Annotated in this window: 18 protein-coding genes; 6 read left to right on the plus strand and 12 right to left on the minus strand. The window is 74.7% G+C overall.

Features of this window, described 5'->3' with window-relative positions:
* Positions 1-248 precede the first annotated feature (248 nt).
* The 4 genes from A8713_RS30185 to A8713_RS30200 all read left to right on the plus strand — a co-directional run bounded on the left by A8713_RS30185 (position 249) and on the right by A8713_RS30200 (position 6573).
* A complete protein-coding gene (locus A8713_RS30185) occupies positions 249-2603 on the plus strand; it encodes an ArnT family glycosyltransferase (RefSeq protein WP_064536895.1) in 2355 nt (784 codons plus the stop codon).
* 160 nt (positions 2604-2763) lie between these two features.
* Positions 2764-3261 carry a MarR family winged helix-turn-helix transcriptional regulator gene (locus A8713_RS30190; protein ID WP_064536896.1) on the plus strand — a complete coding sequence of 166 codons (498 nt, stop codon included), beginning with the start codon at positions 2764-2766 and terminating at the stop codon, positions 3259-3261.
* Positions 3258-5219: an MFS transporter gene (locus A8713_RS30195; protein ID WP_064536897.1), complete on the plus strand. Its 1962-nt coding sequence runs from the start codon at positions 3258-3260 to the stop codon at positions 5217-5219. The genes A8713_RS30190 and A8713_RS30195 overlap by 4 nt, the downstream gene beginning before the upstream one ends.
* 160 nt (positions 5220-5379) lie before the next feature.
* Complete coding sequence (locus A8713_RS30200; RefSeq protein WP_079159187.1) at positions 5380-6573, plus strand: cytochrome P450 family protein; 1194 nt, start codon at positions 5380-5382, stop codon at positions 6571-6573.
* Between the two features lie 116 nt (positions 6574-6689).
* Here A8713_RS30200 and A8713_RS30205 read toward each other — a convergent pair whose 3' ends face one another.
* The 9 genes from A8713_RS30205 to A8713_RS30245 all read right to left on the minus strand — a co-directional run bounded on the left by A8713_RS30205 (position 6690) and on the right by A8713_RS30245 (position 17106).
* The gene (locus A8713_RS30205) at positions 6690-7520 is read right to left on the minus strand and encodes an endo alpha-1,4 polygalactosaminidase (RefSeq protein WP_064536899.1); all 831 of its coding nucleotides are present in this window, start codon (positions 7518-7520) and stop codon (positions 6690-6692) included.
* A gap of 19 nt (positions 7521-7539) precedes the next feature.
* Positions 7540-8202, minus strand: coding sequence for a spherulation-specific family 4 protein (locus tag A8713_RS30210; RefSeq protein ID WP_064536900.1), 663 nt, complete (start codon positions 8200-8202; stop codon positions 7540-7542).
* Positions 8199-9122 (minus strand): NAD-dependent epimerase/dehydratase family protein, encoded by a 924-nt coding sequence (locus A8713_RS30215; protein ID WP_064536901.1) that lies wholly within the window; start codon positions 9120-9122, stop codon positions 8199-8201. The genes A8713_RS30210 and A8713_RS30215 overlap by 4 nt, the downstream gene beginning before the upstream one ends.
* A 7-nt stretch (positions 9123-9129) precedes the next feature.
* Positions 9130-9843 (minus strand): nucleotidyltransferase family protein, encoded by a 714-nt coding sequence (locus A8713_RS30220; protein WP_026252860.1) that lies wholly within the window; start codon positions 9841-9843, stop codon positions 9130-9132.
* Positions 9844-9884: 41 nt separating this feature from the next.
* Complete coding sequence (locus A8713_RS30225; RefSeq protein ID WP_064536902.1) at positions 9885-10886, minus strand: SDR family NAD(P)-dependent oxidoreductase; 1002 nt, start codon at positions 10884-10886, stop codon at positions 9885-9887.
* A 92-nt stretch (positions 10887-10978) separates the two neighbouring features.
* Positions 10979-12385 (minus strand): hypothetical protein, encoded by a 1407-nt coding sequence (locus A8713_RS30230; RefSeq protein WP_064536903.1) that lies wholly within the window; start codon positions 12383-12385, stop codon positions 10979-10981.
* Positions 12382-13962, minus strand: a complete 1581-nt coding sequence (gene pelF / locus A8713_RS30235; RefSeq protein WP_064536904.1) for a GT4 family glycosyltransferase PelF — start codon at positions 13960-13962, stop codon at positions 12382-12384. Before pelF ends, A8713_RS30230 begins: the two co-directional genes overlap by 4 nt.
* Before the next feature lie 85 nt (positions 13963-14047).
* Positions 14048-16195, minus strand: coding sequence for a hypothetical protein (locus A8713_RS30240; protein WP_064536905.1), 2148 nt, complete (start codon positions 16193-16195; stop codon positions 14048-14050).
* Positions 16196-16581: 386 nt separating this feature from the next.
* On the minus strand, positions 16582-17106 hold the full coding sequence (locus tag A8713_RS30245; RefSeq protein ID WP_064536906.1) for a hypothetical protein: 525 nt from the start codon (positions 17104-17106) through the stop codon (positions 16582-16584).
* A gap of 586 nt (positions 17107-17692) precedes the next feature.
* Here A8713_RS30245 and A8713_RS30250 point away from each other — a divergent pair.
* Both A8713_RS30250 and A8713_RS30255 read left to right on the plus strand, forming a co-directional pair.
* A complete protein-coding gene (locus tag A8713_RS30250; protein WP_173860934.1) occupies positions 17693-18478 on the plus strand; it encodes a polysaccharide lyase family 7 protein in 786 nt (261 codons plus the stop codon).
* 447 nt (positions 18479-18925) lie between these two features.
* Complete coding sequence (locus A8713_RS30255) at positions 18926-21610, plus strand: M4 family metallopeptidase (RefSeq protein WP_079159189.1); 2685 nt, start codon at positions 18926-18928, stop codon at positions 21608-21610.
* Positions 21611-21707: 97 nt separating this feature from the next.
* Here A8713_RS30255 and A8713_RS30260 read toward each other — a convergent pair whose 3' ends face one another.
* From A8713_RS30260 to A8713_RS30270, 3 genes are all read right to left on the minus strand, one after another.
* Entirely contained in the window at positions 21708-23732 is a 2025-nt protein-coding gene (locus tag A8713_RS30260; protein WP_064536908.1) for a phosphocholine-specific phospholipase C, read from the minus strand.
* A gap of 153 nt (positions 23733-23885) precedes the next feature.
* The gene (locus tag A8713_RS30265; protein ID WP_064536909.1) at positions 23886-24683 is read right to left on the minus strand and encodes a S1 family peptidase; all 798 of its coding nucleotides are present in this window, start codon (positions 24681-24683) and stop codon (positions 23886-23888) included.
* 220 nt (positions 24684-24903) lie between these two features.
* Entirely contained in the window at positions 24904-26148 is a 1245-nt protein-coding gene (locus A8713_RS30270; protein ID WP_064536910.1) for an aminotransferase class V-fold PLP-dependent enzyme, read from the minus strand.
* Positions 26149-26426 lie beyond the last annotated feature (278 nt).

Raw genomic sequence — 26426 nt, forward strand, 5'->3', positions numbered from 1 at the left:
CACTCGAACGAGGGGAATCGCTCCCGCGCCGCATGAACCGGTCCCGGCCAGGAAAGCGCCCCGGGCACCCGGGCGGACGTACGTATTCGCTCAGACGTACGGAGAAGGTAAAGAGGCAATCAGGGGCGAGTACGTGTCTGAGAAAGAAATGCGCCACGGGTCAAAGGAATTCCCGGTGCGGATGAGAAATTCCTAGAAGCGGCCTGCCCCGAAGGTCCGCGCACCCGTCGTGCCGAACACTGCCGCGTATGGCTACGACAGTTATCGACCAGTCCGGCGCCCCGCGCGCCGACCGCCTGGCCTTGCGGGACGGGACGGCCGGCCGGCCCCGGTACGAGCGCCCGGCGCTGCTGCTCATCGCCGTGGCGGCAGCCGTGCTCTACACCTGGGGAATCGGCCACAGCCAATATCACACGTTCTACGCGAACGCCGCCCGCAGTATGTCGGAGAGCTGGAAGGCGTTCTTCTACGGGTCCTTCGACCCGGCGAATTCCATCACCCTCGACAAGGCGCCCGGATTTCTGTGGCCGCAGGCGCTCTGCGCCCGGATCCTCGGATTCCACCCCTGGACACTGGCGCTTCCCCAGGCGGTCGAGGGGGTGGCGAGCGTGCTGGTGCTGCACCGTCTGGTGCGGGGCTGGGCCGGTGCGGGCGCGGCGCTGACCGCCTGCGCGGCGTTCCTGCTGACCCCCGCGGCCGTCGGCGTCTTCCGCACCGCCGTCGAGGACGCGGCCTTCACCCTGTGCCTGCTGCTGGCGGCCGAGGCCACCCGGCGTGCGGCGCTCGGCGGCCGGGTCCGTCCGCTGCTGTGGGCCGGTGTGTGGGTCGGCCTCGCCTTCCAGGCCAAGATGCTGGAGGCATGGGCGGTCCTGCCCGCGCTCGCCGCGACCTATGCGCTCTCGGCACCGGTCGTGCTGCGCAGGCGGCTCGCCCACCTCGCCCTGTCCGGGCTCGTCATGACCGCCGTGTCGGCGTCGTGGATGCTGGCCGTCGCCCTCACCCCTGCTGCCGACCGCCCCTATGTGGACGGCACGACGGACAACTCCGCGTTCGGCATGGTGGTCGGATACAACTTCCTGAACCGTTTCTCCTCGCTCGGTGTCAGCGCCGCCGCGACCGGCAGCGTCAGCGCCACCCAGGGCGGGGGCGGCCACGGCGAGCGGCATGCGGCGCCGGGCACGACCCGGGGCGCGGGCGCCGGTACGGCCGCCGCACCGGCACCGGCACCGGGTGCGGAGGCGCGCACGACGGGGGAGCGGACCGCCGCTCCCGCCGCCGGAGTCAGCGGCCCCGCCGCCGGACCGGGCGGCCCCGCCGCCGGTGCCTGGGGCAGCGACCGCAAGGGCTGGCTGAAGATGTTCGACCCGGCCATCGCCGTCCAGACCGGCTGGCTCTACCCCTTCGCCGCCCTCGCCCTGGTCTGCGGGGTGCTGTGGCGCCGCGGCCGGCCCCGCACCGACCCGCTCCGCGCCGGTTTCGTCCTGTGGGGCACCTGGCTCGTCACCTTCTTCCTGGTCTTCAGCGCGGGCAGCATCGGCGGCCACACCTACTACATGGGAGTGATCGCGGCACCGCTGGCGGCCCTCGCCGGCGGCGGGGCCGCCCTGCTGCGGCGGGCCCACCGCGGCGGCGGGCGGCGCGCCCTGGTGCTGCCCGGCGCGGTGGCGGCGACGGCCGCGTGGAGCGCGTACCTCGCCTCGGGATACTCCTCCTTCCTGGCCTGGCCGGCGCCCGCCGTCGCCGTCCTCGGCCTCGCCGCGGCGATGCTGCTGCTCGCCGCCCGGCCCGGCCGGGGCCGCTTCGCCGGACGGATCGCGCTCGCCGGCGGTGTCGCGTCCGTCGCGGCGGTGCTGACCGCGCCGGCCGTCTGGACGGCACAGGTCTTCGACCCCGCCTCCGCGAGTTCCGCCATGGGGGCGGTCGGCCCGGCCGGCGGTTCGGGGCAGCACGGTCCGCGACCCGCCGTCGCTCCGGCCCAGGGGGCGCCCGCGAGCGGCGCGGGAGCGGACGCCGCCCGGTCCGTCCGGGCGGCACGGACCGGACAGCGCACCGGACGGGCGGCCGGGGGCGGCGGACCGCTCGGCATCCTCAGCGGCGAGGACCAGTTGAGCGCCGACCAGCGCAGGCTGCTCGCCTACACGCGTGCCCGTCAGGGCCGGGCCGCGTACGTCTTCGCGACCACCAACTGGAACGGCGCCTCGCCGTACATCCTCGGCGCCGGGGCCAGGGTGCTGCCGCTGGGCGGCTTCAGCGGCCGGGTGCCGTTCCCCACCGAGGCGGGGTTCCGGAACCTGGTGGACACCGGCCGGCTGCGGTACGTGCTGGTGGGCGGCGGACGCGGGCTCGCCCCGCTGTTCGGCGGGGACGGGGCGCCGAGCACCGCCGAGCGGATCACGGCCCGGGTCAGGTCGGACTGCTCCGTGGTCCCGGCCTCCGCCTACGGCGCCGGGCGCCCCGCCCGGACCTCCGCCGCCACCGCCGGGGGCGCGGCGGCCGCACCCGGCGGCGCAGCGGCGGCCCCGGAGACGCTGTACCGCTGCGACCCCGGCCGCCTGACGGCCACCGCGCACCGGCCGCCGACACCGTCCCGCCCCGGTCGCTGACAGCCGCGTGCCCCCGGGGCGCCCCGGCGTGCTCCCGGGCGTGCCCCGGCGCGGTCCGGCGCACCCCGGGAAGCCGCGGGCTTCGACCGCCCCCTGTTCCCAATATTTTCTTACAGAGATTTGATAGGGCACCTATATAAGCGCGTGATACGAAGAAGTAATGGACCAGTCACAGCGCGCCCGCTCCCCGCGGGACACCGCACGGGAACTGGCCGATCTGGCCTCGGCGGTCGTGCGGGCCCTGGCGGACCGGCGGGAGCTGAGCTTCACCGCCGCCGCCACCCTGGCGCGCCTCGAACGCGAGGGCCCGGCCCGGCTGACCGCGCTGGCCGTGGCCGAGGGCGTCAGCCAGCCGTCCATGACCCAGCTGGTCCAGCGGCTGGAGGCCCAGGGCCTCGTGCTGCGCGTCGGCGACCCCGACGACGGACGGGCCACCCTGGTCGGCGTCACCGAGGCGGGCCGGGACGTGCTCGCCGCCCGCCGCGAGGCACGCGACACCCGGCTGGCCGAACTCCTGACCACTCTGCCCGAGGAGGACCGACAGGCGTTGGGAACAGCGATACGCACCGCCCTGCCGCTGGTGCGGCGGATGCTCGGCGACGACGCCGTGCCGCCGCGCCCGCTGCCCGGACCCCACACCACCGGGAGCCTGCGATGACCACCGAGGACACCGGCCGCACGGACGGCCCGGGGCACGACGACGGCACCGGCGGGCCCCCCGGCCCGCCCGCCGCCCGCCCGGCCGCCGCCCCGGCGCGCAAGGCCCGCGGCACACGGATCGACGCCGACCACCCCCGCTACAAGTGGGTGGCCCTGACCAACACCACGGTGGGCATGCTGCTCGCCACCATCAACAGCTCCATCGTGCTCATCTCGCTGCCGGGCATCTTCACCGGCATCCGCCTCGACCCGCTCGAACCCGCCAACGTCAGCTATCTGCTGTGGATGCTGATGGGCTACATGCTGGTGACCGCCGTGCTGGTGGTCGCCCTGGGCCGGCTCGGCGACATGATGGGCCGCGTCCGCATCTACAACGCGGGCTTCCTCGTCTTCACGCTCACCTCGGTGGTGCTCTCCCTCGACCCCTTCCACGGCGGCAGCGGCGCGCTGTGGCTGATCGGCTGGCGCATCGTGCAGGCCGTCGGCGGCTCCATGCTGATGGCCAACTCCGCGGCCATCCTCACCGACGCCTTCCCGGCCCGGCAGCGCGGCATGGCGCTCGGCGTCAACATGGTGGCGGGCATCGCCGGTTCGTTCCTCGGACTGGTCCTCGGCGGACTGCTCGTCACCTGGAACTGGCGCTCGGTGTTCTGGGTCAACGTGCCCATCGGACTGATCGGCACCGTCTGGGCGTACCGGTCGCTGCGTGAGACCGGGGTGCGCCGCCCCGGCCGGATGGACTGGTGGGGCAACATCACCTTCGCCGTCGGACTGACCGCGCTGCTCGCGGGCATCACCTACGGCATCCAGCCCTACGGCGGCCACACCATGGGCTGGACCAACCCCTGGGTGCTGGCCGGTCTCCTCGGCGGCCTGGCGATGCTCGCCGCGTTCTGCGTGATCGAGACCAGGGTCGCCGAACCGATGTTCCCGCTGGCGCTGTTCCGCAACGCGGCCTTCGCCGGGGGCAACGCGGCCACCCTGCTCGGCGCCGTCGCCCGCGGCGGACTCCAGTTCATGCTGATCATCTGGCTCCAGGGCATCTGGCTGCCGCTGCACGGCTACGACTACGTCGACACCCCGCTGTGGGCGGGCATCTACATGCTCCCGCTGACCATCGGGTTCCTGCTCGCCGGGCCCGTCTCCGGGGCGCTGTCGGACCGATTCGGGGCCCGGCTGTTCGCCGCGTCCGGGTTCGTGGTGATGGCGGTGTCGTTCGCCGGACTGCTCGTCCTGCCCAGCGACTTCGACTACTGGACGTTCGCCGTGCTGATACTGCTCAACGGGCTCGGCGGCGGGCTGTTCGCCGCGCCGAACACGTCGATCATCATGTCGAGCGTGCCGGCCGACGCCCGCGGCGCGGCCTCCGGGATGCGGGCCACCTTCCAGAACGCCGGCATGGTGCTGTCCATGGGCGTGTTCTTCTCGCTGATGGTGGCCGGTCTCTCCGGGACCCTGCCGCACACCCTGACCTCCGGGCTCACCGCGCAGGGCGTACCGGACGCGGCCGCCCGCACCGTGGCCGGGCTGCCACCGGTCGGGGTGCTGTTCGCCGCGTTCCTCGGCTACAACCCGATCGAGCACCTGCTCGGCCCGTCCATCCTCGGCCAGCTGTCGCCGTCCGCCGTCGGGCACCTCACCGGACGGGAGTTCTTCCCGCACCTGATCTCGCAGCCCTTCCACGACGGGCTCGTGGTGGTCTTCTCGCTGGCCATCGCGATGTCCCTGGCCGCCGCCGCGGCCTCGCTGATCCGCTCGCGCCCGGTACGGACCGCCCTCGCCGCACCGAAGGCACCTCCCACCGCGCCCCGTCCCGCCGCCCCGGCCGCCGTCGCGCCCGCGTCCGTCGCTCCCGGCTCCGGCCCCGCCGCGGCGGACCCGGGACGCGCCCCGGCCCGGGACACGGCACCGGACGGCGGCCACGCACCGCCCCCGCCGCACCCTCCGCGGACCTGAGCCCCGGGCCCGGCCCGGACGCCGCCTCACCCGGTCCGGGCCCGAAGGCTTCGGGCCGGGGCCGGTCCGGGCACCGGGGCGGGACGCCGGTCGCCGGGACAGGCGGGGACCGGGACGGACGGGGATACAGTTCCCGCACCGCGACACGGAGGTGGGCCCCTTGGAGACCGTCGACCTCGCCGCACTCGGCGAGTCGTTCACCCGCGACCCCTATCCGGTCTACGCCCGGTTACGGGAACGCGGCCCGGTGCACCGGATACGGATGCCCGAAGGGGGCGCCGAGGCCTGGCTCGTCGTCGGGTACGAAGCCGGGCGGGCCGCGCTCGCCGACCCCCGGCTCTCCAAGAACTGGGCCAACGCCTCCCCCGTACTGCCCCTCAGATCGGCCTCCTCCGGCCCCCACATGCTCGGCATGGACCCCCCGGACCACACCCGGCTGCGGCGCCTGGTCGCCCGCGAGTTCACCCCGCGCCGGGTGGCCGGACTCGCCCCGCGGATCCAGCGGACGGCCGACGGACTGCTCGACGCGATGCTGGCCGCGCCCGGCGGACGCGTCGACCTCGTCGAGGCACTGTCCTTCCCGCTGCCCATCACCGTCATCTGCGACCTGCTCGGCGTCCCGGACCTGGACCGCGAGGCGTTCCGCGCCTGGTCGAACGACGCGATCGGCGCCACCGGCCTCGACCGCCGCAGGACGGCCACCGAGGCGATGGCCCGGTACATCGAGGAGCTGGTGGACGGCAAGCGGCGGCGCCCCGGCGACGACCTCATGAGCGCCCTGATCCACGGCGCGGACGACAACGGCGACGTCCTCGCCCACGAGGAACTGGTCGGCATGGCCTGGCTGCTGCTCGTCGCCGGCCACGAGACGACCGTGAACCTCATCTCCAACGGCGTCCTCGCCCTGCTCACCCACCCCGGGCAACTGGCCGCGCTGCGCGCCGACCCCACTCGGCTCGACGCCGCGATCGAGGAGATGCTGCGCTACGACGGCCCGGTGGAGACCCCCACCTACCGCTTCACCACCGCACCGGTGACCATCGGCGGCACCGAGATCCCCGGCGGCGGGGAACTGGTCCTCGTGGCACTCGCCGACGCCGACCGGGATCCCCGGCGCTTCCCGGAGCCCGACCGCTTCGACATCTCCCGGGACGCCCGCGGCCATGTCGCCTTCGGCCACGGCATCCACCACTGCCTGGGCGCACCGCTGGCCCGGCTGGAGGCCCGTATCGCCTTCCGCGCCCTGCTGGACCGCTGCCCCGGCCTGGCCCTGGACATCCATCCGGCGGCCGTCACCTGGCGCGAGGGGATGCTGATCCGCGGGCCGCGCAGCCTGCCGGTGCGGGTCGCCTGACGCCTGGCGGCGGACGCCTGACTCCTGACGGCGGACGGCGGACGGCGGACGGCGGACGGGCCGGCGGCGGATGCGGGGACCGGCGGCCCCGCGTCCGCCGCCCGCCGGGCCGCCGGTCAGCACGGCTGCCGCCACACCCCCAGCTCCAGCTTCTTCCGCATCGACGAGAGCCGCAGCCTCCGGGACTGCGCGCAGAACTTCTCCACCGGCTCCTTGTACTCGACGTGGAAGACGGCCTTGCCCGCCGCGACGAACGGGGAGAGCCGCGCGCACTCGCCGTACTGCGCGCACTCCTCGTTCACCGCGAAGTCGAAGTCGCCGACCAGCTGCGGGATCTGCGGCAGATCGTTCTTCAGCCCCACCGACATCCCGCGCGCGTGCGCGAGGGCGGCGATCATCCGGTTGTAGCGGAGCTGGTCGGCGGCGGTGAGCGGGAAGCCGCTGTGGTCGGAGTAGGCGTCCACCAGGTCCGGTTCCACCGCGTCGAAGCCCTTGTCGCGGCACATGTCGAAGCGTCGTTCCATGATCGGCCGCAGCACGGACAGCCGCCGCACGTCCAGCCAGCGTTCGCCCTGCCAGCCGTTGGCGGCGCCCAGCACCGACCGCGGGAAGCTCTTCTCGTCGGGCCGGAAGTTCTCCCAGGAGCCCACGTCGACGTAGCAGATCACCTTGCGTCCGGCCCGGTGCAGCCGGGCGACGTCGGCCGCGGTGTTCTCGAAGCCGTCGATGTCGTAGACCGGCACGTCGACCGAGGGGTCCACCCGCCCGTCGAGCTGCCACTGCCAGGCGAGGCCGGGCCCCGGCCGCCAGCGCGCGGGGTGCGGCCGGCCGGAGGGCCGGGCCCCGCCGGCGTTCCCGTCCGGGGCCGAGCAGCCGGTCAGTCCCGGCACCGCCAGCGCGGCCAGCGCGCCCGCGCACGCCAGCAGCGTCCTCGTCGTCCTTCTCATCGCCTTCTCCGGGTCGGACTCATCGGTCCGCCCCGGCCAGCGCCGGGGTCAGACCGCTCCAGGGGTTGGGCGGCTCACCGGTCACCGGCCCGCACACGGCCGCCCCGCGCTCGCGTGCGGTGCGCACCGCGAGCGGCACCAGCGCCTCGGGCACGCCGTACACCAGGTGGCACAGCGGGCCGGGCGGCAGCCGCGCCGCCCAGGCCGGACGGCTGAACGCCGAGACGTACGCCGACCAGTGGCCCTCGAAGGTGACCGTCAGATCCGCGAGCCGGGCGTAGCCGGGCGCCGGATGCACGCCCGGGTTGAGCACCACCGTGCCGGTGCCGAGCCTGCGCACCGACCGCACGAGGCGCCGGCACTCCGGCAGCCCGGCGGGCGCCGCGGTCACCCGGTCCAGGAAGCAGCCGTCGGCCCCGTACCAGTCGCGGTGCCGGCGCACGTCGTCCACGACCGCGGCCGGATCGCGCGTGCCGTAGTCGGTGTCGGCGTAGCCGAGCAGGCGGGCCCCGGCCCGGCGCAGCGCGTCGGCCACCGCGGCGAACGCCGGGTCGGGGCCGCTCCCCGGGCCGTCGGCCGGGTTGAGCACGACCGCGTAGGTGCGGGCCGCCGCCGTGATGAGGCGGTGCCAGGCGTCCGGGTCCTCGGCCGGATGCACATAGAGCGGGATCAGCAGCTTCACGGGACGCGCTCACCTTCCGGGCCGGGCCGTGCCGGGACGCCCGCGGCCCACAGCGCGGCCACCGACGCGTCGAGCGGGTGGACGGGCCGCCAGCCCAGGGCGCGGGCGGCGGCGGTGATGTCCGAACACTGCCACGACACCCGCGCCGAGCGGGACGACCCGGCCGCGTCCTCCTCGATCCGGCCGCGGAAACCGGCCGCGTCCGCCAGCTTGCGCACCAGCGTGCGCACCGGTACGGCCTCGCCGCCGCCGATGTTGAGCACCGGCGGCAGCGGACCGGGCGCCGTGAGGGCGAGCGCGACGGCCCGCGCGACATCGCGTACGTCGACGAAGTCGCGGTACGCCGACAGGTCGCCCAGCGGCAGGACCGCGCCGGTGTCCCGCCCGGCGGCGCGCAGCAGCGCGGCCACCCGGCCGGGCAGCCCGGTGGGCGGCGCGCCGGGGCCCACCGGGTTGCCCACCCGCAGGACGACCGCGTCGAGTCCGGCGGAGGTCAGCGCGACCGTGCCGGCGAGCTTGGTGGCGCCGTACGGGCCGAGCGGCCGGGTGGCCGCCGACTCGGTGGTGCGCCGGCCCGGCCGGCCGGGGCCGTACTCGGCGGCCGAGCCGAGGTGCACCAGGCGGGCCGCCGGTGCCGCCGCGCGCACCGCGGCGGCCAGCACGGCCGGGCCGCGCGCGTTGACCTCGGCGAGCGTGACCGGGTCGCCGCCGGTCGCCCCCGCGCAGTTGACGACGGCGTCCGGTGCCGCCGCCGAGACGGCCTCGGCCACCCGGTCCGGTGTGTGCCGGGAGAGGTCGATGTCCACGCCGGCGGCGGGGGAGCGCCCGGCGCCGAGCACCCGTGCGCGCGGCAGCTCGCGCAGGTGCCCGGCCACATGGCGTCCCAGATAGCCGGTGTGGCCCAGGACGAGGATGCGCATAGGAGGCTCAGACCCCCTTGAGCAGGAGCGGCTTGCGGGTGGTGAACTCGGCGTTGGCCCGGTCGTAGTCGTCGGGCCGGCCGATGTCCAGCCAGTACCCGTCGAACTGGTAGGCGTGCGGCGGGTGTCCGTCGGCCAGCAGGTCGAGGACGAGTTCGTCGAAGCCGAGCGGCAGGCCGGGCGTGTAGGCGCCGAGCGTGGACCGGGACAGGCCGTAGACGCCCATGGAGACGCTGTAGTCCAGGCTGGGCTTCTCGGTGAAGGCGACGACCTTGCTGGCGTCGGTGGTCAGCACCCCGAAGTCGATGTGCACCTTGCGGGCGTACGTGGCGATGGTCAGCGGCGCCCCCGAGTCGCGGTGGCGGCGCAGCACGTCGGCGTAGTCGAGGTCGGTGAGCACGTCGCCGTTCATGACGAGGAAGCTCTCCGGCAGGCGGTCGCGGATGGTGAGGAGCGGCCCCATGGTGCCCAGGGGACTCTCCTCGGCGGAGTAGTCGACGTCCAGGCCCCAGCGGGAGCCGTCGCCGACATAGGCGCGGATGATCTCGCCGAGGTGGCCGATGGCGATGGTGCAGCCGGTGAAGCCGGCCGTGGAGAGCTGGCGCAGTACGATCTCCAGGATGGCGTGCTGGTCGCCGATGGGCACGAGCGGCTTGGGCAGCGCGGTGGTGTACGGCCGCAGCCGGACGCCCTTGCCTCCCGCCAGGATCACTGCATGCATGGAGCCTCTCCTTCCGTGGACGTGCTGGATGTGCCGGGCGGTCAGATGTTGTAGATGCCGGTCTTGTAGCGGGCCAGGTTGGCCGGTTCGCGGAAGAACTCCACGGTGCGGGCGAGTCCTTCCTCCAGGGTGTGCGCGGGCCGCCAGCCGGTCGCCCCGGCCAGCCGGGACGCGTCCGCGACCAGCCGCATCACCTCCGAGCCCGCGGGCCGCAGCCGGGCCGGCTCCGCGCGCACGTCGAGCGCGGTGTCCATCACCTTGCCGATCAGCGCGACGAGGTCGCCGACCGAGATCTCCCCGCCCGTACCGGCGTTGAAGGTGCGCCCCACGACCCGTTCGGCCGGTGCCGTGCCGACCGCGAGGAACGCCCGCGCGGTGTCCGCCGCGTAGGTGAAGTCGCGGGTGGGGCGCAGATCGCCGAGGGTGATGGTGCGCGCTCCGGCCGCCACCTGTCCGATGACGGTGGGGATCACCGCGCGCATCGACTGGCGCGGGCCGTAGGTGTTGAACGGCCGCAGCGTCACCACGGGGGTGCCGAAGCTCGCGTGGTAGCTGTCGGCGAGACGGTCGCCTCCCGCCTTCGAGGCCGCGTACGGCGACTGGGTGTTGATGGGGTGGTCCTCGGTGATGGGCACCGTGAGCGCGGTGCCGTACGTCTCGCTGGTCGAGGTGTGCACCAGCCTCGGGGTGCCCAGGGCGCGCACGGCCTCCAGCACGTTGAGGGTGCCGGTGACATTGGTCTCCACATAACTGTGCGGTGCCCGGTAGGAGTAGGGGATCGCGATGAGGGCGGCCAGGTGGTAGGCGCAGTCGGCCCCGTCGAGCAGGGCGCGCACCGAGCCGGGGTCGCGGACGTCGCCGAGGACGACGTCGACCTGGTCGAGGACGTCGGCGGGCAGGGTCTCCAGCCAGCCGTAGGAGGAGAAGGAGTTGTACTGGGCCATGGCCCTGACCCGGTGCCCCGAGGCGACCAGCGCCTCGGTCAGGTGCGAGCCGATGAAGCCTTCGGCCCCGGTGACTGCGGCGAGCGGTGCGGATGTCAACGCGGTGTCCTTTCCAGGAGGTCGGGCGGTTCGGGGCGGGCGCTCGGCGGCGCGTCCGCTGGGGCGATGGGCGGTGACGCGGTACGGGCCGGTCACAGATGCGGGGCCGGACGGCCCAGCAGACACAGCGCGCACACGGCGAGACACAGTGCGGCGCCGCCGCAGCACAGCGGGAGCGCCTCGGCCCCGGGCGGCAGCCGCAGCACGGTGACGGCGCCGGCGCCGCCCGCGGCCGGCAGGCAGACGGCGGCCGCCGGCCAGGCCGCACCGAACGCCTGGAGCAGCAGCGCCGTCCACAACGCGGCGGCCAGTGGCAGCAGTTCGGCGGGCGGGGCACCGGTCAGCGGCGCCGCGGGCAGCAGCGGCAGCAGATAGGCCAGCAGGCAGCAGCCGAGCACCCCGGCCGAGCGCAGCAGGAAGCCGGCGGGTGTGGTGGCCCGGCGCAGCGCCGCGACCGACCAGCCGCGGTAGCGGTACAGCAGCCACTCCGCCGGGCCCATGCTCACGGTCAGCACGATCACGGCGTACGGGTGCAGCCGCCCCTCCAGCAGTACCAGGACCGCCGCCGACAGACCGAACAGGCCGTACGGCAGGGAGGTCACCGGGCGGGGGCGCGCTCCGCCGGTCCCGGCGGGCGCCGAGCAGACCTCGCGCAGGGCGCGGGCGGTCGCGGCGAGCGTGGCCAGCAGCGCCAGCAGCACCAGCCCCGCCCGCACCGCGGGGCCCGGCTCCCACCACGGCAGCAGTACCGCCCCGGCGATCAGCGGGGAGAGCGCGGCCAGCAGCCACCGCTCGCGGGCGAGCACCAGCAGGACGCCCGCCGCCGCCAGGTACGCCGACTGCGCCGCCGCCACCCAGAGCACCGCCTTGCCGCCGGCCGCGAGAGCGGCGGCGGCCGTGGCCAGCAGCGCGCCCGGCGGGGCCCCGGCGAGCAGGGTGCGTCCGGCCTCCCGGCGGCCCGCGGTCATCCGCAGATGGGCGCGGTGTCCCAGCGCCTGGCCCCAAGCCCAGGAGACGACACCCGCCACCACCAGCGGGGAGGTGGAACCGCCGGAGGACCACAGGGGCGCGGTGAGGAGATAGGCCAGGCCGGGCAGCGCGAACAGGACACCGCGCAGCAGGCAGCGCACATGGTCGGGGCGCCAGGGGTCGGGCGCCGGGGCGGGTTCGGGAAAGCTGCGGGGGACCCGTTCGTAGAGCGCGGCGGCCAGCGAGAACAGGTCCGGATGGCCGTAGCGGTCCCGGATGACGTCGGCGGACAGCCCTTCGGCCTCCAGCAGCGCGGCCACCTCGTAGGGGTGGACCGCGGGGCCCACGCGGTCGGACAGGTCGGCGGCGAGGGCGCTGACCGCGCTCTCGTCCGGCGCGAGCCGGGGCAGCCGCAGGGCGAGGGTGCGGTCGTCGCCGCGCCGGGCGCGGACCCTGCTGGTCCCGGCCAGGCGCAGGGCCAGCGTGTCCTGTTCGGCGCCGCCGGGTTCCAGCGCCATGGGGCCGCTCACAGGGCCACGCTCCCGGCGCCCGCGGCGGGGGAGCGGGTGGGCAGCGGGTGCGCGCCCGCAACGGCGCCGCACCGTGATCCGGTCCGCTCCCGCGCCGCCGCTGCCGTTGTTGTCGCCGTTGCCGTCGCCGTCCCGGAGGAGGCCGACAGCTCCAGGTAGATGGAGCGGAACGTCTCGATGGTGCGGCGCAGGGTGAACTGCTCGATCACCCGCAGCCGGGCCGCCTCGCCCATCGCCGCGCGGCGCCCGGCATCGCCCAGCAGCCGCAGCGCGGCGGCGGCCATCGCGGCCGGGTCGCGCGGCGGTACGACCAGACCGGCGTCGCCCACCGCCTCCCGTACGCCGCCCACATCGGTGGAGACGGTCGCCCGGCCGCACGACATGGCCTCGATCAGGGTGAACGGGAAGCCCTCGCTGATGCTGGAGAGCATCACCACGTTCCCGGCGGCGTAGGCGTCCTTGATGTCGTCCACGCGCCCCTCGAACCGGACGGCGTCGCCCTGGCCGAGTTCGGCGGCCAGCGCCTCGCAGCGCTCCCGGTACGCCTCGCCGCCGCGCGGTGTGCCGCCGAACAACCGCAGTCTGGCCTCGGGCAGTTCGGCCCGGACCAGGGCGAAGGCGCGGATGAGGGTCTCCAGGTCCTTGATCGGGTCGACGCGGCCCGCCCAGCTGAGCGTGGGCACCTCCGGCTCGGGTCCGGCCGGCGGGAAGGCGGCCGGGTCGACGCCGTTGTAGACCGTGCGGATCGCCTCCGGGTCGGCGCCGCCCTCCTCCTCCCACAGCCGGTTGTAGCGGTTGCCCGGGGTGATCAGCGCGGCCCTGCGGTAGGTCTCCTCGGCCAGCAGCCGGAAGAAGCCGAGGACGACCGCCTTGACCGGCCAGCGGTAGGGCGCCGTGCGGTAGCCGAGGAAACGTTCGCGCAGATAGACGCCGTGCTCGGTCAGCAGCAGCGGCACACCGTGCTGTTCGAGCGCGGCGAGGCCCGGCAGGACGGCCACCCCGCCGCTGACCGCGTGCGCGACCCCGGTGTGCGGCGGCGGCGCGGCCAGCGGACGCAGCGCGTGTTCGAGCAGCCCGGTGGCGGTCAGCGCGTCGTGCAGGGTGGGCCGGGCCTCCCGGACCACCAGTCCGGGCTGGTTCCACACGGCGCTCAGCACGGAGACCGCGCGGTCGCCGCGCAGGAACGGGCCGAGGGTGCCCGCGGCGGCGGCCCGTGCCAGGGCGTGCAGCGCGGGCGCGAAGCCGTCCTCGGCGCCCGGGTCGAGCAGTGCGGTGAGGAACCGCTCGTAGTCGGCGGTGAGCTGCCGCCGCGCACGGCCGCGGGGCGGCCGTCCGCCGGGCGGGCTGCCCCACATCGGGACCGACAGCACGCTGCCGACGTGCGGGGGCAGCTCCCACACCAGCGGCTCGCGGCCGGTGCCGGTCACGGCGAGGACGTCGAAGGCCAGATCGGGCATGCCGGTGACGAGCTGGTCGCACCAGACGCTGACACCGCCGTGACTGTGCGGGTAGGTGCCTTCGGTGAGCAGGGTGACGCGCGCGGGGGCGGAGTCGCGTGCGCCGTGGTGAACGTGCATCGAGGTGTGCTCCACGGCCGAGGTGTGGGGTGGCAGTGCCGGTCCCGGCCGCTGGGTCGCGGCCGGGACCGTTTCGGTGCGCCGTTCAGTGCGCTGTGGTGGGCGCGCTCCTGGCTGTCACGCCCGCGGGGATCCGGGCGTGCGGGGCGGGTGCGGTGACCGGTCCGGTCACGGTGGTGCCGGGTGCGGCCGGGGACGCGGGTGCGGCCGGGGCCGAGGCGGGCAGGGAGTAGGCGAGCGGCTGCCCCGCCGAGGCGGTCCAGCCGGAGCGGGCGCCCGCGTAGGCGGTGCCGAAGTCCTGTCCGGCCAGGGTGGTTCCGGCGGGCAGGGTGGCGGTCACGTCGACCCCGTCGGGGGCGGACACGGTGACCGTGTCGCCGATCCGGTACGCGGTGACCTGTCCGGCGCGCAGGGCCGACTGCCAGGCGCTGCGGCGCTGCATCTCGGCGCCGATGTCCGCCATCCGCAGGTTCACCAGCGGGGTGTCGTCGGCGAACAGCGCGCGGTAGCCGTCGAGCACGCCGTCCAGGACCGGGTAGGCGATGCGTTCCTCGGCGAGGTTGGACTGGTGGACGAAGTGCGGCCTGGGGTCGTTGGCGAGGACGTGGCCGAGGGCGATGCGGGTCTCCAGCGGCACGATGTGGTCCGCGTAGCCGGTGGCGGTGTCCAGCGGGGCCGGCAGGCAGGTGGTGGTGGCCGGGTTGTCCTCGCAGATGCCGCTGCCGCCCTGGGCGCGGCTGGTGTAGAGCCAGTTGTACTCGTCGACCTGTTCGCCGGCCCGGCCCGCGTTGTAGAAGACGTTCATCGGGTAGCGCGAGACGGTGGTGGCGGTGCCGACCCGGCGCTGCTCGGGGTCACGGGAGTTGTCCGAGGCGAGCCAGGTGACGCCGTTGTCGGCGAGGGCGGGCGCCAGGCCGGGGTTGTCGTCGGGCTGCTGCGGCAGCACCCGCAGGCCCGAGTGCTCGCCGGTGACCAGCTCCGTGTTGTCCAGCGGCAGCCCGGCTTTCTGCCCCCAGGCCCGGTTGACGGAGATCTCGTCGGAGATGTCCTGCCGGCTGACCCACTCGGTGGCGCCGTCCTGGTCGGTCTCGCACTTCCAGGGGACCACCGAGACATCCTGTTTGCAGCCGAGGAAGGCGTGCGTGTAGGTGTGGTTGACCCAGCGGAAGCGGTCGCGGTCGGCGATCAGCCTGTCGGCCAGCGGGTCGGCGCCGTTGTGGTCGGCGCGCTCGTCGTCGCTGCCCACCGCGTTGTAGACCAGGTCGAAGGTGAAGCCGTGGCTCTGCTCCCAGGAGGTGGCGTAGTCGACGTCCGCCGGGGTCATGCGGATCGGGTCGGGCGTGCCCTGGCCGATGGGGCAGTCGACGTCGCCGGGCGTGCAGTTGAGCTGGGTGTCCCAGCGGTCGTCGGCGGCGAAGACGTCGTCGACGTGCACGGCGAAGTAGTTGCGCGAGGCGCCCAGGTGCACACCGCCGGTCATCCACTCCACGATGCCGCGGGCCAGCAGCCGGAACTGCTGCTGGTACTGGTTGTAGACGAAGGTCACCACCAGTTCGCGCCGCCCGTCGTGGCGGTACTCGCCCACCAGCGAGCCGCGCCGCCCCGACTGCCCGGGGATCGGGGCGTCCACGTACGGCGTGAAGTCGGCGCCGGCCGCGGGCTGGGAGAGATAGGCGTAACTCTCGGCAACGGTGGGGGAGTTGTCCTCGAAGGGCACGGCTCCGGACAGATAGCCGAAGGGCCCCGCCTTGCCTGCGGCGGTCACCTGGGCCTCGACCCCGTCGACACTGCCGGAGTAGCCGCCGGCGGTCGGCAGCTGGAGCCCGGCCTGGGGGCGGGCGTAGGTGTAGGCGTCGACCTGCGGGACGCCGTAGGTCTTCTCGTAGGCGGCGAGCGCGGCCATCTCGGGCGAGTTCGCCGGGAACGGGTTGTCGTCGGGCAGGACGACGGCCTGGAATCTGGCCCGCGGCCGGCCGTCCACCGTGTCCGCGAGGAAGGCCGCGTCGATCACGGGTCTCCCGGCCTGGGTCAGGTCGATCTCCGTGTACGGCGTGCCGGCCGCGTCGAGTTCGGCGGCTATCGCGCCGGTGGACGGGCCGCCGTCGCTCACGATCAGGGTCCGCAGGTCGACGCGGGGCGCGGTGCCGTCGGCGTGGGCGGCCCCTGCGGGCAGTCCCAGCGCGGCGACGAGCGCGCCGACCGTGAGCGCGGTCGTGCGTATGGTCCGCTTCATGCGGTGAGGTCCTCTCCCCCCGGCAGGGGCGGCGCGGCTCTTGTGGAGCGGGCGCGGCCCCTCGCGTGACGCCGGTGCCCCCCTCGGACACCGGCCGTCGACGCATCCGTCGCGTCATATGGTGAAGGGTTTGTGTGCCTGATGGAGCCGTGTGCCGGGTCCTGACGGAAAATCGGCAGGGACTCGCCGGTCGGGCCGCGGTCCGCGCGCGGCCGCCGCGGGCGCCGCGGCCGGTCCGGACGCGCGGCGCCCGGACCGGCCGGGTCCCAGGTGGCGGGCGGCGCCCGGACCGGCGGCCGGGTCAGGCCCGCCGGTCCGCGCGCCGCGCATCCGGGTCGCGGCGCCCGCTTCGCCCCGGGCCGAAATCCGGTCCCCGCGGCGGGGCGTCAGGCGCAGTTCACTCGTGTCTCGGGCGTGTAGACGGGCCCGCCGCTGCTGTTGGTGCCGTCGCTGAACTCGGCGTAGTAGTACGAGTAGAAGCCGATGTCGCCGTTGCAGCCCGAGTCCGCGGCGACCTGGAGGGTGAGGGTGACGGTGCGGCTCTGACCCGGCGGGACGGTGGCGCCGTAGTTGCCGCCCAGGTCGGCCGGTCCGGTGCCGGAACAGGGCGTGCTGCCGGTGGCCGTGGCGAGGCTGCACCCGGTGAAGCTGTACTTGAGGTCCGGGCGCTGGGTGGTCAGCCAGGTGGGGTCGATCGTCTGATGGACGAAGAGGACGTCGTACGTCTTGTTGTTGGTCAGCGTCATGGACAGCTGGACCGTGCCACCGGGCGTGGTGGAGGCGGTGTCGGTGGCGAACGTCAGGGAGGCCGGCGCGGGATCGGCGTTCGCGCTGGGGGCGAGGCCGAAGACGGCGAGGGCGAGACCGAGGACCGTGGCGAGGCCGAAGCGGCGCATCAGAGGTGATCGCATGGCCCGGGAGGCTAGGCACGCGGCGGGCGCCACGTCTGCCCCTGGCGAGGCGCCCGGAACGCCCGCTGGCCGAAGGTGCGCGATCAGTGAAGGAATCGTGGGGGATGCGTGCGTGTATCTCTCATGGATCGAACACGCACCGTACCGGCACGGTGACGCATGGCCGGGAGGGGAGAGGGGGGTGCTGGAGTCCCGGCGTCCACCCCGGCGCACTTTGGCCTGTACCAAGTGCCTCCCGTGCGGCGCACACGGCGCCGAGCGGGGCGCTCGGGTGCCGGAACGGGCGCTCGGTGCTCCCGATGGGCGCGCGACTGTCGTCGATGCGCCAACGCCCGATCGCTCGCGCCCGCGCCCGGTCGTCGCCCACGCCCACGCCCGATCGCCTGCGCCTACGCCCGCGCTCGCGGCGCACGGAACGCGGGGCCGGGCGACCGGGCGCCGAGGAGCCTTCGTGCCGCACGCCTTGACGGGCCAGGTGTCGCCCCTTAGGTTCCCGGAGCACCGGAAGTCCACGTACACGGTCAACGTTCAGCCTGCTGAACCACCATGACTCCCCGTCTCCCCCCACCACTCGGCAGGAACCCCCATGACGTCGTCCCAGCGTTCCCGGACCATCGCCGCCGCGACCCTCGCGGCGCTCACCGCCGTCCTGTCCGTCCTCGGCACGGGCGGTGCGGACGCCGCCGATCCCAAGGTCGCGCCCGGCGGCAACTTCGACCTGTCCACCTGGCAGCTCCAGGAGCCGGTCGGCTCACCCGGCTCCCCGACCACCATCTCCTCCGCGCGCCTGAAGGGGCGCGACGGCTACCAGGACGCGTACTTCTACACCGACACCCGCGACGGCGCGATGACGTTCTGGGCCCCCGAGAAGGGCGTCACCACGCCCAACTCCCACTACGCCCGCTCCGAACTGCGCGAGATGAACCGGGGCGGCGGCGCCGCCGACTGGCCGCTGCGCGGCACCCACCGGCTGAGCGCCACCCTGCGCGTGGTCTCCGTGACGTCCGATGTGTGCGTGGGACAGATCCACCTCGGCAGCGGCGGCAGCTCCACCAAGCCGCTGGTGGAGCTGTACTACCGGGCGGGCGGCGACATCGTCCTCGGCACCGAGGACTCCCCCTCGGGAGGCCAGACCCTCCACCCGGTCGGACACGTCGCCACCGGCAGGACCTGGCGCTACACCATCGCCGTCACCGGCGGCGACACCATCGACCTGACCGTGAACGACAGCACCACGCACTACGCCGTCCCGTCCTCGTTCCAGCAGTACAAGCAGTACTTCAAGGCCGGTTCCTACAACCAGTCCTCCTCGGACAGCACCACGAAGGGTGCCCGGGTCGCCTTCTACGGACTCACCGTCAGCCACAGCTGACCCGGTGCGCCGAGAACCGGTCGAAAGCCGGGGCACCGGCCCCGCCGGACAGCTCCCCGCCCGCACCCGTGCAGCAGCAGCTCACCGGGCCCGCCCCCGAGCCCCGGCCGGACCCGGCGGCCCCGTCCGGAAGTCGCCGCCGCCGGACCCCGCCCGTTGATGCCGCGCCCCTCCGGCCGCTTCGATGTCGCCCTGCCGGACGGCGCTCGGCCGACGGCACCGCCGACGAGGGGGGTTGGGGAGACCGTGCGTCACCCTGGGAGAAGAACCGGCCGCGCAGCCGGAGGAAGAACACGGCCCGGCGGCCCGTGGACGAGTGCGGCGGCACTGCTCGGTGCCGCCGCACTCGTCGTCACGCTGGCCCCGGCCGCCGCCGCGGCGACCGGAACCGCGGGGCCGCCGGGCCCGGCAGGACCCGCCGGACGGGCCACGTCGACACCCGCCCTGGTGAGCGGCATCCACGAGCAGGCACCCGCCGGGGACAGCGCGGCGGACGCCGCCCGCGCCTACCTGGACCAGCGGCGGGACCGCTACCGGATCCCCGACGCCCGGCACGACCTGGTGCCCGGCGGGACGGTCAGCGCCCACGGCGAGGAGACCGTCCGGCTGCGGCAGCGCCACCGGGGCGTCCCCGTCCTGGGCGGCGAGTACGTCGTCCGGATGGAGAACCACGACGGCCGCCGCACCGTCACCGGCACCTCGGGCAAGTACTTCACGGGGCTGACCACCGGCACCACCGACGGCATCGGCTCCGCGCTCGCCGTGGAGCGGGCCGTGGACGCGGTCCTCGGCGACCTCGACGACCACCACTTCGCCGGACGGCCCGCAGCGGCGCCCGGCACCGACCCGGCGGACCTGCTGCACGGGACCGACCACGGCCTGGTCGTCCTGCCCGCCGGCCCCGGCCTCCTCACCCGGCACATCACCGTGCGCGGCACCGGTCCGGCGGACGGCGCGCCCGTGGTGCGCGAGGTCTACATCGACGCCCGCGCCGGATACCCCGTCCTCCAGTACAGCGGCGTCCAGACCTTCGGCGCCGCCCGCCCGGCCGCCCGCCCGGCCGCCCGCCCGGCCGCCCGTCCGGTGCCGCGCGCCCCGGACCCCCGGCCGCTCGCCGCCGCCGAGAAGGGCACCGGTGTCCGGCTCGACGGGACCGAGGTCCCCCTCGACATCGAGCACGACGAGACCGAGGGCGCCTATGTGCTGCGCGACAGCACCCGCATACCCCAGGACGACTACCACTACGGCGTGCTGTCCACCTGGGACGCCCGCGGCAGGGAGGTCGCCGACACGAGCGGCAGCTGGCCCGACGGCATCAAGGAGTTCAGCTCCCCGGCTCCCGCGTTCGGCGCCGACGCCACCGCCTCGGGCGCCGTGGACGCGCACTGGGCCGCCGGGCGGGTCTACGACTACTTTCGCGCCGAGCACGGCCGCGACAGCCTCGACGGCCACGGCATGACCGTCAACTCCCTGGTGGGGGTGACCGGTTCCTACGGAACGCCGTACGCCAACGCCTTCTGGGACGGCCAGAAGATGGTCTACGGCGGCGGTGACGACGAGTACCTGCCGTTCTCCGCCGCCCTGGACGTCGTCGGGCACGAGATGACGCACGGCGTGATCGCGCACACCGCGAACCTGATGTACGCCGGCCAGTCCGGCGCGCTGAACGAGGCCGTCGCGGACTACTTCGGCAACACCATCGAGGCGTCCGTGTACGGCATCCCCGCCGGCGACCCGGACTCCGGGCTCCTGGGCGAACGGCTCTGCCGGACCAAGGGCCCCCGCGCGTGCGCGACCCGCGACCTCGACGACGGCCGCACCACCACCGGCTCGTTCGTCGGAGTGGACTTCCTCAACGACAACGGCGGCGTCCACCTCAACTCGACCATCTTCGGCGGCGCCCTGTGGGACGCCCGCACCGAGCTGGGCGCCGCCGTGACCGACCGGATCGTCTACCGGGCGCTCACCCAGTACCTCACCCCGCTCGACGGGTTCACCGAGGGACGCGCGGCCGTGCTCGCCGCCGCCGAGGACCTCGGCACCGGCGCGGCGGGACTGAGGAAGCTCAAGGGCGCCTTCACCGCCCACGGCATCGTGCCCGGCTGGGAACTCGCCCTCGGCAACGACAGCCGGGTGCTGTTCGACCGGATCAACACGGCCGGCGCCGAACTGGGCGCGGGCGGCGGCTGGTGGGCGGCGTCCAGGTCCGACGAGGACGGCTCGGAGCCGTACTCGGTGTGGGCGGGCCGCGCCGACGGCAAGGGGCAGCCCAGGCTGATGAGCCCCAACGACGGCCGCTACCACACCAGACCCGCCACCGACGGCAGGACCGTGGTGTGGCAGGCGCACGGACCGGGCGGCGTCGACATCCTCGCCCGGTCGCTCTCCGGCGGCCCGGTCCGCACCCTGTGGCACGGCCGCAGCGTGGGCGGCGCGACGGGCGTCGACGGCGACGTGGTGGCCTTCGACTACTACACCTACGGCGGCCGCAGCGGCATCGTCTACCTCAGCCTCAAGGACCCGCAGGACGAACACGCCGTCGGCGGCGGCACCTACCACCGCGCGCACGGGTCCTCGGTGAGCCACGGCAAGGTCGCCTACCAGGACATGAGCCGGGTGGGACTGGCCGCCACCTACGCCTGGACCACCCGCGTCGCGGACGTGGCGACCGGCGAGGACCGGGCGGTCCAGCGGTACGACGGCTCCACGTCCCTCGGCCCCACGGCCCTCAACGGCACCCATGTCTTCTGGCTGCTCGACGAGGGCCTGGACGCGAACGCGACGACGCTGCGCCGTGCCGCCCTCGACGGCTCCGACGTGGCCGACCTCAGTCCGGGCAGCGGCCCCGACGCCCTGAACGCCTACGACCTGGCGGTCTCCGAGGACGCCGCGGTCGTCGGCACCTATCTCCCCGACACCGTGATCCGCAACGAATCCACCCCCAAGCTCTACCAGTTCGCCGCGAACGGCACCCCGGGCGCGCCCGGCACCCGGCTGGGCCGGGTGTCCTGCAACCGGGGCGCGCAGACCGGGGCCTCCGCCCCGGGCGGCAGCCAGGTGATCTGGCTGGACTCGACGACCGGGAGGACGGACGTGGTGACCCGGGCCGGGCCCACGGGCCGCTGCGGCTGAGGCAGCGCGCGCCGCGGCCCGCGCCGCGGACGGCAGCGGCGACCACGGCGCCGACCGGCGGTGCGGTCCGTCCCCGGGGACGGACCGCACTCCCGCGTCACCCGCTGACGCTCGGGGCGCCCGTCTCCAGATGACCGGTGAAGCGCCGCGACCACGCCGCGTCGGAGTCGACGGTGACCGTGAAGTCGTACCAGCCGTTCTGGAACGCCACCGCGTTGAAGAAGTCCTCCGTGGTGGCCCCGGCGGCGACCCGGTAGCGCCAGGGGCCGTCGCCGCGGTAGTGGTCGGAGGTGATGGTGAACGTCACCGGCGCGGAACCGGAGTTGGTCATCGCGAACCAGACGGCGAGCTTGCCGGTGCCGGACTCGACCGCGTACCGCGTGCGGACCTCGGCCTGCCGGCCGGCCGTGGTCGCGTTGCCCCGGAAGCGCCGCTGGAAGCGGTTGGGGCCCAGCATGACGATGTCGTACTTCCCGTCGCCGTAGGCGGGCCCGATGTTGAAGAAGTCGGAGGCGGTGCCGCCCGCGCCGACCGTGTACTGCCAGGGGGTCGACTCCCGGTAGGCCACCGGCTGGAGGGAGAAGTGCGCCGCCCGGGTGGCGGGCGCGCCCTGGTTGGCCATGACGCACCAGGCGTGGATCTGGCCGTTCGCCAGATACTCGAACCGGTCCAGGTACCCGTTGGGCTGGTACGGCAGCGCGCGGGCCGGGCGGGTGCCGGGCTCCTGTGCGGGCCGGGAGTTGGTGGTCGGCACCGGGTTGGGCAGCGGGCCGCAGGTGGCGTAGCCGATGACGCTCGTGGCGGGCAGCGAGACCGGCCCGGTGACCGGGTGGGCGAAGTCGAAGACGCCGGTCAGGTCCCCGCAGACGGTGCGCCGCCAGTCGCTGATGTTCGGGCACTTGGCGGGCGTGCCGAGCGCGGCCGTCCAGGTCTCCAGGAACCGCAGCACCGAGGTGTGGTCGAAGACCTCCGACGACACCCAGCCGCCCCGGGTCCAGGGCGAGACGACGATCATCGGCACCCGGAAGCCGAGCCCGTAGGGCACCCCGTTCAGGAACTCACCGGGGGTCCCGGCGGGCGGCGACGGCGGCGGCACATGGTCGAAGAAGCCGTCGTTCTCGTCGTAGTTGAGGAACAGCACGGTGGAGTCGAAGACATCAGGATCGGCGGCCAGCGCCTGGTGGACGAGATGGACGAAGTGCGCCCCGTCGCCCGGAGTGGAGTACGGGTGCTCGGAGAACGCCTGGTTGGGCACCACCCACGAGACCTGCGGCAGGGTGCCGGCGAGCACGTCGGCCTTGATGGCGGCGGCGATGTCGTCCGGGGTGGAGCCGGTGACCCGTGGCACGGACGACATGCCCCGCACATGCAGCGGGTCGGTGGCCGGGGCGTCGGTGAACTTCTTGAAGTAGGCGCAGCCGTTGTCGCCGTAGTTGTCCTGCGCGTTCTGGTAGACCTTCCAGCTCACCCCGGCCGCCTGGAGCGCCTCGGCGTAGTTCTGCCAGGTCAGGCCCGTCTCGTCGCCGCCGTCGTAGCTGGCGGCGTCGACCTTGCCGCTCCACAGGTAGGTGCGGTTGGGACCGGTGGCGCTGAGGGCGGAGCTGAAGTAGGCGTCGCAGACCGTGTACGCGTCGGCGAGCGCGTAGTGGAAGGGGATGTCGGTGCGGTCCAGATAGCCGAGCGAGCGCACATTGCCCACGCCCGCCACCCAGTTGTCCATGCGGCCCTTGTTCCACGCCGCGTGCTGCGAGGTCCACGAGTGCGGCAGGTCGCCGCTGCACTGGGCCAGCGTCTCCCCGTCCTTGCCGCCCGCCGCGGGGGTGGCGCTGAGCTTCCACGGGTACTGGCGGCCGGTGCCGCCTGGCTGCTCGAAGACCGAGCGGTCGCCGGGCAGCGGCACTCCGCTGCGGTCGTCGAAGCCGCGCACCCCTTTCAGCCGCCCGAAGTAGTGGTCGAAGCTGCGGTTCTCCTGCATGAGGATCACCACGTGCCGTACGTCCTTGACGGTGCCGGTCGCCGCCCGCCCGGCCGCGTACGCCGGGCGCTGGCCGGCGCCGAGCGCCACGCCCGCCGCCACGGTCGCGCCGAACCCCACGAAGCCCCTACGGCTGATCGGTCTCATTCGCCCCGCCTTCGTCACCGGAGTGCCCCTGCGGCACACCGCGCGCAAGCGTGCCCCTGCGCGCGGTGAAACGCCAGAGCGCGTAAGGGAGTTGGGGGGGGGTGGACCCCTCGAAGGGGGGCGAGGGGTCCACCCGGCTCGGGACGTCCTGGGTCAGGCGGTCTTCAGTCTGAGCCCGGCCGCGACCGAGTCGGTGCGGACGAAGACCGACACCGGGTACTGGCCGTCGCAGTACTTGTTGCCCGCCGACACGATGCCCACCACCTTGCCGCCGCTGACCAGCGGACCGCCGGAGTCGCCCGGACACACGCTGTCGGCGGTGCCGCGCCGGGGCGTCCCGCACAGCATCGCCCCGGGGTCGGTGTCCTCGTCGGTGTAGGGGCGGCAGCCGGTGAGCGGGGAGAGGACCAGCTGCGTCTGCTTCAGCCGGGTCGCCGAGACGCCGGGGCCGGTGCGCCCCCAGCCCAGCACGAGCGCCTTCCTGCCGGAGGCGACCAGCGCGGCGTCGCGCGGCCCGGCCACCGGGATCGGCCGGTAGGGCATCGCCCGGTCCAGCGTGAGCACGGCCGCGTCGTGGGCGAGGCCGGGGGAGGTGTAGTGCGCGTCCATCCGCGCGGACTTCACCCGCCGTACGGTGCCGTCGGTGCCGTTCACCTGCGTCCGGCCGCCGATCACCCGCAGCGCGGAGAGCTTCCCGGCGTCCTGGACGCAGTGCCCGGCGGTGAGCACCTTGGTCGGTGCCACGAGGGTGCCGCCGCAGAACTGCTGTCCGTTCAGCTCGATGAGCATGGTGTACGGCTGGTCCGCGGCCTTGGCCGGACCGCCGCCCCTGACCGCGGCGGCCTGGCCCGCACCGGCCAGCAGCGTGCCCGCCGCGAGGAGCGCGGTGACGGCCGCGGCGCCGCGCACGCCCGCGGAGCTGCCCGGGAACCTGAAGGAACGGAAACGCATGACGGGATCCCCCTGAACCGATCGCCCGACCTGGCGGTCCGTGCGGACCGGCGGACGGCCCCCACGGCCGCCGCTTCGCGATCGACCGGGAAGACGTGCCGCGCGCGGCCCGGGTTGCACGGCCGGCGCCCCGGATCGATCTTTTTCCGCCGGGGCCGCCCGTCCCTGTGACCAGGCGCGCCCCGCGTCCGGCGCCGGGCGGCCCGTGCGGCAGGGCCGGTCAGCTCCGTGCCGGGGCCCGCCGCGCCCATGCGCGCACCACCGGCACACAGGACTCGGCGAAGCGGTCGTAGTCGGCCGGGGTGTTGTAGACGTGCGCCGACACCCGCAGGTACCCGACGCCGTCGAAGCTGGTGAAGGCCGTCTCCGCGCCCAGTTCGGCGGGGGCCCGGTCGCGCAGGGCGTCCGCCGCGAGCCGGCTGGTGCCCAGCGGCTCGGGCAGTCTGACCAGGCGCATGCCGGGCACGGGCATGCCGACGTCGGCGCTCGGCACCCCGGCCGCGGATCCGGCGAACGCGGCGCCGATCACCCGGGCGCCGTACTCCGCGAGTTCGTCCATGTAGCGGCGGGCCGCCGCCCAGCCCCAGGTGCGCTCGACGAAGTCCAGCGCGACGGGCGCGGCGAGCGGTCCGGTGGCGTCCAGGGTGCCCTGCTGGTCGAAGCGGTCCGGGAACGGCTCGTGCGCGGCCCAGGAGTCGATCAGCGGACGGAGGCGGTCGCGCAGCGGACCGCGGGCGACCAGCGCCGCCGTACCGCGCGGCGCGCAGCCCCACTTGTGGAGGTTGCCGACCCAGGCGTCGCAGACCAGCCCGTCCAGCGGGGCGGCGAGCAGACCGGGCGCGTGCGCGCCGTCCACGAGCAGCGTCACGCCCCGCCGGGCCAGCTCCGCCCCGGTCCGCTCCACCGGCATCCCGCGCGCCGTCGCGGAGGTGATCTGGTCCAGCACCACCAGCGCGACGCCGTCGTCGACCTCGGCCATGATCGCCTCGTACGCCTGCTCGGCACCGGCGGCCAGCGGCACCCGGACGGTGCGCACCCGGCGGCCCCAGCGGCGGGCGAGGCGTTCGGCTCCCATGGTGACGGCGCCGTAGCCGTGGTCGGTGACGACGACGTCCCCGCCGGGGCGCTCGGCCAGGGCCGCGTAGACGACGCTGGCGCCCGCGCTGGCGTTCGGCACCAGCGCGAGGTCCGCGGCGTCGGTGCGCAGATGGCCGGCGATCGCGCCCCGGGCGGCGGCGATCCGTCCGGGCAGGCGCGGGAACCACACGACGGGCGCCCGCTCCATCTCGGCCCGCAGCGCGCTCTGCCGCTCCTGCGCGACGAGCGGGACCGCGCCGAAGGAGCCGTGGTTGAGGTGCAGCAGGGCCGGGTCGAGGGACCAGGCAGCGGCGGCGGGCCGGCCGTCGTCCAGGAGCAGGGGGGCCGGCGCGGTGGCGGTCTCGGCCCTGGTCTCGGTCTCGGTCACGTCGCTCCCGCTTCCCCGGCGCCCGCGACGGTCCTCGGGACACGCCGCGGACGGGCCGCCCGGCCGCCTGTTCTCGTTCGATCGGATCCGCACACCCTACGTGCCGAAGGCGCGCCCGCCGCCGTCGGTCTCCGGACACCGCGGCGGCCCACCGGTCCGGATACGGCCAACCAAGATGCGTCCGAAAGCAATATTGCATCCGTCTGCACGATTGCCTACGGTCGAACAAGGACGAAATGTGATGCTCCGGGCGGCCGCGGGGCGGACAGGGCGCCCCG

This window comes from Streptomyces sp. SAT1 (assembly GCF_001654495.1).
Classification (GTDB): Bacteria; Actinomycetota; Actinomycetes; order Streptomycetales; family Streptomycetaceae; genus Streptomyces; species Streptomyces andamanensis.